This window comes from Longispora urticae (genome assembly GCF_053902585.1).
Map to the genome: position 1 here is coordinate 219,329 of NZ_JAQZSH010000020.1, position 10,346 is coordinate 229,674.

Below are 10,346 nucleotides of genomic sequence, written 5' to 3' on the forward strand. Positions count from 1 at the left end.
GGGCGGGGCGGCACGGGCGGGGCGGGCACGTGCGCCACTCTAGCCCGCGCGACCCCGCCCCACCGGTACCCGGAAAAGAATCTCCGATCTCCGCTATGCGTGACTCCACGCCGCGAACCTGATACTGATGGTGAGTTCTCCACACCGCCCACGCGGCACGACGGAGGGACTGAGCATGGCGGACATCATTCGCGCGGCACTCGTGCAGACGACGTGGACCGGCGACAAGGAATCCATGATCAAGGCGCACGAGGAGTACGCGCGCCAGGCCGCCGCGCGGGGCGCGAAGGTCATCTGCTTCCAGGAACTCTTCTACGGCCCGTACTTCTGCCAGGTGCAGGACGCCGCCTACTACTCCTACGCCGAGTCGGTCCCCGGCCCGACGGTCGAACGGTTCCAGGCCCTCGCCCGCGAACTGGGCCTGGTCATGGTGCTGCCGATGTACGAGCAGGAGCAGCCCGGCGTCCTCTACAACACCGCGGCCGTGCTCGACGCCGACGGCAGCTACCTCGGCAAGTTCCGCAAGACCCACATCCCGCAGGTCAAGGGGTTCTGGGAGAAGTTCTACTTCAAGCCCGGCAACCTGGGGTACCCGGTGTTCGACACCGCCGTCGGCAAGGTCGGCGTGTACATCTGCTACGACCGGCACTTCCCCGAGGGCTGGCGCGCCCTGGGCCTGGCCGGCGCGCAGCTCGTGTTCAACCCGTCGGCGACGAGCCGGGGCCTGTCGGCGTACCTGTGGAAGCTCGAACAGCCGGCCGCGGCGGTGGCCAACGAGTTCTTCGTCGGCGCGATCAACCGGGTCGGGATCGAGAGCGAGCTGGGCGACAACGACTTCTACGGCACGTCGTACTTCGTGGACCCGGAGGGCAGGTTCGTCGGCGACGTCGGGCACGACCACGATCCGGAGCTGATCGTCCGCGACCTGGACATGGGGCTGCTCGCGGAGGTGCGCGACCGGTGGCAGTTCTACCGCGACCGCCGCCCGGACGCCTACGGCCCTCTGGTGACCCCGTGAGCGGGCTCCTGATCCGGGGCGGGACGGTGATCGGCCCGTCGGGCGGCACCGAGGCCGACGTGCTGGTCGAGGGCGAGACCATCGCCGCCCTCTTCGCCCCCGGCCGCGCCCCCGAGGACACCCACCGCCGCGAGATCGACGCCACCGGCAAGTACGTCATCCCCGGAGGGGTCGACGTGCACACCCACATGCAACTGCCGTTCGGGGGTACGAGCGCCAGCGACACCTTCGACACCGGTACCCGGGCGGCGGCCTTCGGCGGCACCACCACCATCATCGACTTCGCGGTGCAGAAGACCGGTGAGGTGGTCGCCGACGGGCTCGCCGCCTGGCACGCGAAGGCCGACGGCGAGTGCCACATCGACTACGGCTTCCACATGATCCTCGGCGGGGTCGACGACGCGGCGCTCGCGGCCATGGACCAGCTCGTCGGGCACGAGGGCATCACGAGCTTCAAGCTGTTCATGGCGTACCCGGGGGTGTTCTACAGCGACGACGGCCAGATCCTGCGCGCCATGCAGAAGGCCCGCGACAACGGGGCCACGATCATGATGCACGCGGAGAACGGCATCGCGATCGACGTCCTCATCCAGCAGGCCCTGGCCCGGGGCGAGACGGATCCGGTCTACCACGGGCTGACCCGGCCCCCGGCGCTGGAGGCCGAGGCCGTGCACCGCGCGATCCGGCTCGCGGAGGTGGCCCGGGACTGCCCGCTGTACATCGTGCACCTGTCCGCCAGCGAGGCCCTCGAACAGGTCGCCGCCGCCCGGGACGCGGGGCGCAACGTGTTCGCGGAGACCTGCCCGCAGTACCTGTACCTGACCCTCGAAGACCAGCTCGGCGCGCCCGGGTTCGAGGGGGCCAAGTGGGTCTGCTCGACACCGTTGCGCAGTAGGCACGAGCCGCACCGGCGGGACCTGTGGCGCGGGCTGCGCACCAACGACCTGGCCGTGGTGTCCACCGACCACTGCCCGTTCTGCTTCAAGGACCAGAAGGAACTGGGCCGCGGGGACTTCTCCAAGATCCCCAACGGGATCGGCGGCGTCGAACACCGCCTGGACCTGCTCTACCAGGGCGTGGTCGACGGGCAGCTCTCCCTGGCGCGCTGGGTGGAGACCGTCTCGACCACCCCGGCCCGGATGTTCGGCCTCTACCCCCGCAAGGGCGTCCTGGCCCCCGGCTCCGACGCCGACATCGTCGTCTACGACCCCGCCGGGCACACCACCCTGGGCGTCGAGACCCACCACATGAACATGGACCACTCCGCCTACGAGGGCTTCCAGGTCGACGGCCGGGTCGACACGGTGATCTCCCGGGGCAGCGTACTCGTGGCCGGCGGGGAGTACCGCGGACGCAAGGGGCACGGTCGCTACCTGCGGCGGGGCCTGTCGCAGTACCTGAGCTAGGAGGAGCCGCGATGAAGCAGGTCACGCACTGGATCGACGGCGCGGCCGTCCCCGGCACCGGGGACCGGCGGCTGCCCGTCTGGGACCCGGCGACCGGCGAGCAGCAGGCCGAGGTCCTCGCCGCCACGCCCGCCGAGGTCCGCGCCGCCGTCGACAGCGCCCTGGCCGCCCAGCCCGGCTGGCGCGCGGCGTCGCTGTCCCGGCGCGCGGAGGTGATGTTCCGGTTCCGCGAACTCGTCGACGCGCACCGCAAGGAGATCGCGTCCCTGCTGTCCGCCGAACACGGCAAGACGGTGGCCGACGCGCTCGGCGAGGTCGCCCGGGGCCTGGAGAACGTCGAGTTCGCCACCGGGGCGCCGCACCTGCTCAAGGGCGGGTTCAGCGAACAGGCCGCCACCGGCGTCGACGTGTACTCGATCCGCCAGCCCCTCGGCGTCGTCGCCGGGATCACCCCGTTCAACTTCCCGGCCATGGTGCCGATGTGGATGTTCTGCAACGCCCTGGTCTGCGGCAACACGTTCGTGCTCAAGCCCAGCGAGAAGGACCCGTCCGTGTCCCTGCTGCTCGCGGACCTGCTCCGGCAGGCCGGGCTGCCGCCGGGCGCGTTCAACGTCGTCCAGGGCGACAAGGTGGCCGTCGACGCGCTGATCGCCGATCCGGACGTCGCGGCCCTCAGCTTCGTCGGCTCCACCCCGGTCGCCCGGGCGGTCTACGAGGCCGGTACCCGGGCCGGCAAGCGGGTCCAGGCGCTCGGCGGGGCGAAGAACCACATGGTGGTCCTCCCCGACGCGGACGTGCCCGCCGCCGCCGACGCCGCCGTGTCCGCCGGGTTCGGTTCGGCGGGGGAGCGGTGCATGGCCGTCTCCGTGGTCGTGGCGGTCGGCTCCGTCGGCGACACCCTGGTGGACGCGATCGCCGCCCGGATCCGCCAGATCAAGGTCGGGCCGGCCAGCGACCCCGACGCCGAGATGGGTCCCCTGATCAGCCGCGAACACCGGGACAAGGTCGCCGGGTACCTCGACGCGGCCGGCGGCCGGGTGGTCATCGACGGCCGCGACGCCCACGACGGCCCCGGCTTCTTCCTCGGCCCCTGCCTCGTCGACCACGTGGCCACCGACTCCGTGTTCTACACCGACGAGATCTTCGGCCCCGTGCTGTCCGTGGTGCGCGTGGACACGTACGAGGAGGCCCTCGAGCTGGTCAACGACAACCCGTACGGCAACGGGACGGCGCTGTTCACCCGGGACGGCGGGGCCGCGCGGCAGTTCCAGTACGACGCGGTGTGCGGGATGGTGGGGATCAACGTGCCCATCCCGGTACCCGTCGCGTACTACTCGTTCGGCGGGTGGAAGTCCTCCCTGTTCGGCGACCTGCACATGTACGGCCCCGAGGGCATCGCCTTCTACACCCGGGCCAAGGTCGTCACGTCCCGCTGGCCCGACCCCGCGACCAGCGCGGTCGACCTCGGCTTCCCGAAGGTGAGGTGACGATGGACATCGGCGTCGTCCTCCAGTGCGACCCGCCGGCCCTCGACGTGGTGGCCCTCGCCCAACGGGCCGAGCGGGCCGGTTTCAGCCACGTGTGGACCTTCGACTCGCACCTGCTGTGGCAGGAACCGTTCGTCATCTACAGCCAGATCCTCGCCACCACCGAACGGGTCATGGTCGGCCCCATGGTCACCAGCCCGGGAACCCGCGACTGGACGGTCACGGCGTCCCTGTTCGCCACCCTGAACGAGATGTTCGGCAACCGCACCGTCTGCGGGATCGGCCGGGGCGACTCGGCCATGCGCACCCTCGGCCTCAAGCCCACCACCCTGACCGAGCTGCGCGCCTGCGTCGAGGTCGTCCGGGGCCTGGCCAACGGGGGCACCGTCAGCTACCGGGGCCAGGAGCTGCACTTCCCCTGGATCACCGACGGCAGCCTGGAGGTGTGGGTCGCCGCGTACGGGCCGAAGGCGCTCGCGCTCGCCGGGGAGGTCGGCGACGGGTACATCCTGCAACTCGCCGACCCGGAGATCGCCGCGTGGATGATCGGCGCGGTACGGACCGCCGCCGAGCGGGCCGGACGCGACCCGGCGGCGGTGAAGATCTGCGTCGCCGCGCCCGCCTACGTCGGAGAGGACCTGGCGCACCAGCGCGACCAGACCCGCTGGTTCGGCGGCATGGTCGGCAACCACGTGGCCGACATCGTCACCCGGTACGGGGACACCGGGGCGGTGCCCAAGGCGCTCACCGACTACATCCGGGGCCGGCAGGACTACGACTACGCCGAACACGGGCGGGCCGGGAACACGCACACGGGCTTCGTACCCGACGGGATCGTGGACCGGTTCTGTGTGCTCGGGCCGGCGGAGGAGCATGTGAAGCGGTTGCGGGAGCTGCGGGATCTGGGGGTCGACCAGTTCGCCGTGTACCTGCAGCACGACGCGAAGGCCGAGACGCTCGCCGCCTATGAGGAGACGGTGATCCCGGCGCTGCGCGACAGCTGAGCCCGGGTGGCCGGGCCCTGGCGGCACGGGGCACGGGGCACGGCCACCGTCCGGCCCGGCACCTGCCACTGCCCGGCACACGCCACCGACGCCACCGCCCGGCCCGGGCCCGACGCCGTGACGGCCGATGGCCTGTGGGCTACGCCTTGCCCGTGTAGTGCCGGTCCGCCAAGGTGAGCACCTCGTCCAGGATGTCCAGACCGGCGTCGAGGTCCGCCTCCGACGTCACGCACGGCGGCACCACGTGCACCCGGTTGAAGTGCGTGAACGGCCACAGCCCGCGCTCCTTGCACGCCGCGACCAGCTCCGCCATCGGCGCCGCGTCCGCCCCCGCCGCGTTGTACGGCACCAGCATCTCCCGGGTGTCGCGGTCGCGGACCAGCTCGACGGCCCAGAAGAACCCGAGCCCGCGCACCTCGCCCACACTCGGGTGCCGCTCGGCGATCCCGGCGAGCCGGGGCCCGATCACCCGGGAGCCCAGGTCGCGCACCCGTTCCAGGATGCCCTCGTCGCGCATCGTCTGAATGGTCGCCACGGCCGCCGCGCACGCCAGGGGGTGCCCCGAGTAGGTCAGGCCGCCCGGGTACGGCCGGTCGGCGAACGCCTCGTAGACCCGCTCACCCAGGATCACGCCGCCGAGGGGCACGTACCCGGAGTTGACGCCCTTCGCGAACGTGATCAGGTCCGGGACGACGCCCCACCGGTCGGCCGCGAACCACTCCCCGCACCGACCGAACCCGCTCATCACCTCGTCGCAGATCAGCAGCGCCCCGTACCGGTCGCACAGCTCGCGCACCCCGGCCAGGTACCCGTCCGGCGGCACCAGGATGCCGTTCGTGCCGACCACGCTCTCCAGGATCACGGCCGCGACCGTGTGCGGGCCCTCCAGCGTGAACACCTGCTCCAGGTGCGCCAGCGCCCGCTCGCCCTCCTCGGCGGCGGTGACCGCGTGGAACGCCGACCGGTACGGGTACGGCCCGAAGAACCGGACCACGCCCGGGATGCTCGGCTCGCTGCCCCACCGGCGCGGGTCCCCGGTGAGCGTGATCGCCCCGGCGGTCGCCCCGTGGTACGACCGGTACGCCGAGAGGATCTTGTGCCGGCCGGTGGTCAACCGGGCCATCCGCAGCGCGTGCTCGACGGCCTCGGTGCCGCCGTTGGTGAAGAAGACGTGCGACAGGTCCCCGGGCGCGACCTCCGCGATCAGCCGGGCGGCCTCGCTGCGCGCGTCGTTGGCGAACGTCGGCGCGACCGTGCACAGCTTCGCCGCCTGCTCCCGGATCGCGGCGACGATCCGGGGGTGCTGGTGGCCGAGGTTCAGGTTGACCAGCTGGGAGGAGAAGTCCAGGTACCGCCTGCCGTCGCCGTCCCAGAACCAACTGCCCTCGCCGCCGGCCAGCACGGTCGGGGTCAGGGCGCGCTGCGCGGACCAGGAGTGGAAGACGTGGGCTCGGTCATCGCGGTAGGCGGAATCGGTCATCAGGACCCCCTCGGTGGCGGCTGCGCGATCCTCGCAGTCTAGGAGACCCAGGGTCATCGGTGGGTGACCCGCCGCGTCCGTCCTGGTCTCGCGATCAGTACCCATTGTGGGGATTCGCAATGATAACGTCCCGATTCAGGTGCTCGGAGACCGATGGGGGAGACATGACTGTCCTGGTGCGGGCCGGCATCGCGGCCCTGGTGCTGTCCGGGGGACTCACCGCCGGGGTGGCCACGCCCGCCGCGGCGGCGCCCGCTCCTCTGCTCCGGTCCGACACGGGCGAGATCGCCGGCCGGTACGTCGTCGTCCTCAAACGCCCCGACCAGGGCGGCCCCCGCTCCGGCCCCGAACAGGCGCTCGCCGGCCCGCTGTCGACCGCCCGCGAGTCCGGCGGAACGGTCCTGCGCCGGTTCTCCTCCGCCCTGCGCGGTTTCTCCGCCGACCTGCCGCCCGCCGCGCTCACCCGGCTGCGCGCCGACCCGACGGTCTCCTATGTCCAGTCGGTCCGGCTGCACCGGATGGAGACGGCGCGCGGCACCCAGCCGTCCGCCCCGTGGCACCTCGACCGGATCGACCAGCGGAACCTGCCCCTGGACACCAGCTACACCCATCCCGGCGACGCGGCCGGCACCCACGTGTACGTGGTCGACTCCGGCGTGCGGGCCGGCCACGCCGAGTTCGAGGGCCGGGCGACGGGGGAGTACACGGCCATCAACGACGGCAACGGGACGAACGACTGCGCCGGGCACGGCACGTTCGTCGCCAGCCACGTCGGCGGGAAGACGTACGGGGTGGCCAAGAAGGCGACCCTGCACGCGGTCCGCGTCCTGCGCTGCGACAACAGCGCCTCCACCGACGAGATCGTGGACGGCATGGACTGGACGGCCGCGCACGCCGTCCGGCCGGCCGTGGTGAACCTGAGCATCCAGAGCGGCGGCGGCGACAGCGACCCGGCGATGGACGACGCGGCCCGGGGCCTGGTCGACGGCGGGCTGCTCGTCGTCCTGATCGCGGGCAACTTCAACCGGGGCGACTGCCAGAACTCGCCCAAGGACCCGCGCGCGATCACCATGGGCGCCACGGACCGCGCCGACGCCCGCAACACCGCCGCCAACGCGTCGAGCTACGGGCCGTGCGTGACCGCGTTCGCGCCCGGGGCCGACGTCACCGGCGCGGCGATCTCCAGCGACACGGCGACGGTCGGCGGCTTCTACGGCACCTCGTTCGCCGCGCCCCTGGCCGCCGGCGCGGTCGCGCTCGCCCTGCACGGCAACCCGGCGCTGACCATGGCCCAGGCGAAGGCCCAGCTCCTGGCGGTGGCCACGAAGGACGTGCTCACCGACCTCGGCACCGGTTCGCCCAACCGGCTGCTGTTCGTCACGGCCCCCGGGCCCACCGTCACCCGGCCCGCGGACCAGGACTCGCCGGTCGGCGCGGCGGCCTCGTTGCAGATCCGGGCGACCGACCCGCAGGGCGACGCGCTGACCCACACCGCCACCGGCCTGCCCGACGGGCTCACGATCAACCCCACCACGGGCCTCATCTCGGGTACGCCGACCGAGGCCGGCACCGCCACCGTCACCGTCACGGCCACCGACCCCGGCGGGGAGTACGGCACGGCCACGTTCGCCTGGACCACCCGGGGCTGCCTCGCCCGGCAGCTGGTCGGCAACCCCGGTTTCGAGGACGGCGCCGCGCCCTGGACCGGCGACACCGTCACGATCGGACACTTCCTCCTCCAACGTCCGCACGCCGGACACCGGGTGGCCTGGCTGGGCGGGCACGGCCGCGCCGACTCCGAACACCTGTCCCAGCAGGTCAGGATCGCGGCGGGCTGCACCGCCACCCTCACCTACCACCTGCACGTCGACACGTACGAGTGGCGGCACACCGCCGACGACACGCTGACGGTCACTTTCGGGGGCACGGCCGTGGCCGGCCACAGCGACCGCGACGCCCGGTCCGGGTACGTCCGGCACACGGTCGACCTGTCCGCGCTCGCCGGCACGACGGGGCTCCTGACGTTCACCGCCACCGAGGACAGCCGGCTCCAGACCAGCTTCGTCCTCGACGACGTGACCCTGACGACCGCCTGAGCCCGGTCGGCCCGGCCCCGCGCCGAACCCCCGAGGTCGGGTGCAACCGGACGCCCCGCCCGCTGGTCTACTGACGACGTCGTCGAGAGGAGACCAGATGGACGCGACCGAAGCGGTCCGTCAGGCGTACCACGCGCACTACCGCCGGCTGGTGGCGCAGCTGTACGGGCTCACGGGGAGCTTTCCGGAGGCCGAGGACGTGGTCCAGGAGGCGTACGCCCGGGCGCTCACCCGTCCGGCGCGCTTCCTCGCGGTGGCGAACCCCGAGGGCTGGCTGCGGAGGACAGCGTTCAACGTCGCCCGCACCCGGTACCGCAGAAGGTGGCTCTTCGACCAGTTGGCCCGCAGCCGCCGGATCGGCGTCGCCGAGCAGGTGCCGGGCGTGTCCCCGGACCGGGTGGCGCTGGTCGCGGCCCTGGCCCGGCTGAACCGGGGCACCCGGGAGGCGGTGATCCTGCACCACCTCGCGGACCTGAGCGTCGAGGACGTCGCCGAGAACCTGGGCGTCCCCGTCGGCACGGTCAAGGCCCGGTTGTCCCGGGGCCGGGCCCAACTCGCCCGGCACCTGGCCGACGACGCCGCCCCGCACTCCCTGAAGACGAGGAGCAGTCATGTCTGAGCTGGACTTCGCCGGGCTGCGGTCCGACGCGGAGGCGGCGGCCCGCCAGCCGGAGTTCGACGCCGTCACCCACCGGGTGCGGACGGTGCGCCGCCGTCGGGCGGTCGTCCTCGGGGGCGTGTTCCTGGCCGTGGTCGCGGTGACCGGCGCGGTGGCCCTCACGGCCGGAACGGACGACCGCCAGCCCGGACCCGCGGGACCGCCCGTCCTCCGGGAACCGACGGGCGTCGACCTGGGTATGGGCCTGGGTGGGACCGTCGAGGGCTACGGCGACCACCTCTACGTGCTCAGGAACGGCCAACTGATGGCCTCCGAGGACCAGGGCCGCACCTGGCAGCCCCGCGACGCCCCGGGGGTCACCCGGTTCCGGGTCCTCGGCCCGGACCTGCTGGTCGGGGGTGCGGGCGGGTTCATGATCCCGAGGCCGCCGAACGCGAGCCCGAAACCGACGCCGACTCCGACCGGCACCGGCTACCAGGTCAGCACCGACGGGGGGCGGACCTGGAAGCCTCTGCGGCAGTCGGAGCGGCCGGCGGACGTGGTGCCGACCGGAACCCGGCCGCTGAGCTGCGACGGGGACCGGTGCAAGCTGGCCGTGGTGGACCCGGCGACCGGGATCCTGGCGGAACTGCGGTCCCAGCCCGCCCTGGACTCCCCGGGGTTCGACCCCGGCTCCACCGGGGACGGCCTGTGGATGACGGGGTTCGACCCGGCCACCCAGAAGCCGGCGGTGGCGTCCAGCGCCGACCGGGGCGCGACCTGGCAGGTCACCGTGCTGGACGGCGAGGCACCCCGGCCGGACCCGGCGACGATGTACCGGCCCTACGTGGCGACGTTCGACGGCCGGACCGGCTACGCCCTGTTCGTCGGCGCCGGCGACACCCGGGTCTACCGCACCGTCGACGGCGCCCGGACCTGGGTCCGGACGGCGGCGAACATGCCCGGCGGCGCGTTCCTCCTGGGGCCGACCTCGGTCGCCACGGCCGACGGCGGGCACCTGATGGCCGTGCAGACCTCCGGGTCTACCCGCTACCTGACCAGCCCGGACGGCCGCACGTACACGGTCGTGGACCTGCCCGGCGCCACCGGACTCGGGGCACCTCCCCGGTTCCTCGGCCCCGGCCGGCTCCAGATCAGCGACCGCCAGCACCTGTACGTGTCCGAAGACGGCCGGACCTGGCGGGCGGCGACCCTGCCCTAGGGGTCCGGTGGGGGCGGCGCGCGCCGCCCCCCCCG

8 protein-coding genes are annotated in these 10,346 nt (G+C 72.9%); 7 read left to right on the top strand and 1 reads right to left on the bottom strand.

Annotated elements, in window-relative coordinates; translation table 11 throughout:
• Window positions 1-175 precede the first annotated feature (175 nt).
• Genes PT931_RS11140 through PT931_RS11155 form a run of 4 tightly spaced genes read left to right on the top strand, consistent with a single transcriptional unit; the run spans window position 176 to window position 4,915 of the window.
• Window positions 176-1,018 (top strand): nitrilase-related carbon-nitrogen hydrolase, encoded by an 843-nt coding sequence (locus PT931_RS11140; protein WP_456245652.1) that lies wholly within the window; start codon window positions 176-178, stop codon window positions 1,016-1,018.
• Window positions 1,015-2,424, top strand: a complete 1,410-nt coding sequence (hydA, locus tag PT931_RS11145; protein ID WP_456245653.1) for a dihydropyrimidinase — start codon at window positions 1,015-1,017, stop codon at window positions 2,422-2,424. Before PT931_RS11140 ends, hydA begins: the two co-directional genes overlap by 4 nt.
• An 11-nt stretch (window positions 2,425-2,435) precedes the next feature.
• A complete protein-coding gene (locus PT931_RS11150) occupies window positions 2,436-3,911 on the top strand; it encodes a CoA-acylating methylmalonate-semialdehyde dehydrogenase (protein ID WP_456245654.1) in 1,476 nt (491 codons plus the stop codon).
• 2 nt (window positions 3,912-3,913) lie between these two features.
• A complete protein-coding gene (locus tag PT931_RS11155) occupies window positions 3,914-4,915 on the top strand; it encodes a TIGR03842 family LLM class F420-dependent oxidoreductase (protein WP_456245655.1) in 1,002 nt (333 codons plus the stop codon).
• A 139-nt stretch (window positions 4,916-5,054) separates the two neighbouring features.
• On the opposite strand, the gene PT931_RS11160 is transcribed toward PT931_RS11155, so the two are convergent.
• Entirely contained in the window at window positions 5,055-6,395 is a 1,341-nt protein-coding gene (locus tag PT931_RS11160; protein WP_456245656.1) for an aminotransferase class III-fold pyridoxal phosphate-dependent enzyme, read from the bottom strand.
• Window positions 6,396-6,559: 164 nt separating this feature from the next.
• On the opposite strand from PT931_RS11160, the gene PT931_RS11165 reads away from it, so the two are divergent.
• From PT931_RS11165 to PT931_RS11175, 3 genes are all read left to right on the top strand, one after another.
• A complete protein-coding gene (locus PT931_RS11165) occupies window positions 6,560-8,491 on the top strand; it encodes a S8 family serine peptidase (RefSeq protein ID WP_456245657.1) in 1,932 nt (643 codons plus the stop codon).
• A gap of 97 nt (window positions 8,492-8,588) precedes the next feature.
• Window positions 8,589-9,110, top strand: a complete 522-nt coding sequence (locus PT931_RS11170; protein WP_456245658.1) for a sigma-70 family RNA polymerase sigma factor — start codon at window positions 8,589-8,591, stop codon at window positions 9,108-9,110.
• Window positions 9,103-10,311 carry a WD40/YVTN/BNR-like repeat-containing protein gene (locus tag PT931_RS11175; protein WP_456245659.1) on the top strand — a complete coding sequence of 403 codons (1,209 nt, stop codon included), beginning with the start codon at window positions 9,103-9,105 and terminating at the stop codon, window positions 10,309-10,311. Before PT931_RS11170 ends, PT931_RS11175 begins: the two co-directional genes overlap by 8 nt.
• The last annotated feature ends 35 nt before the right edge of the window (window positions 10,312-10,346 follow it).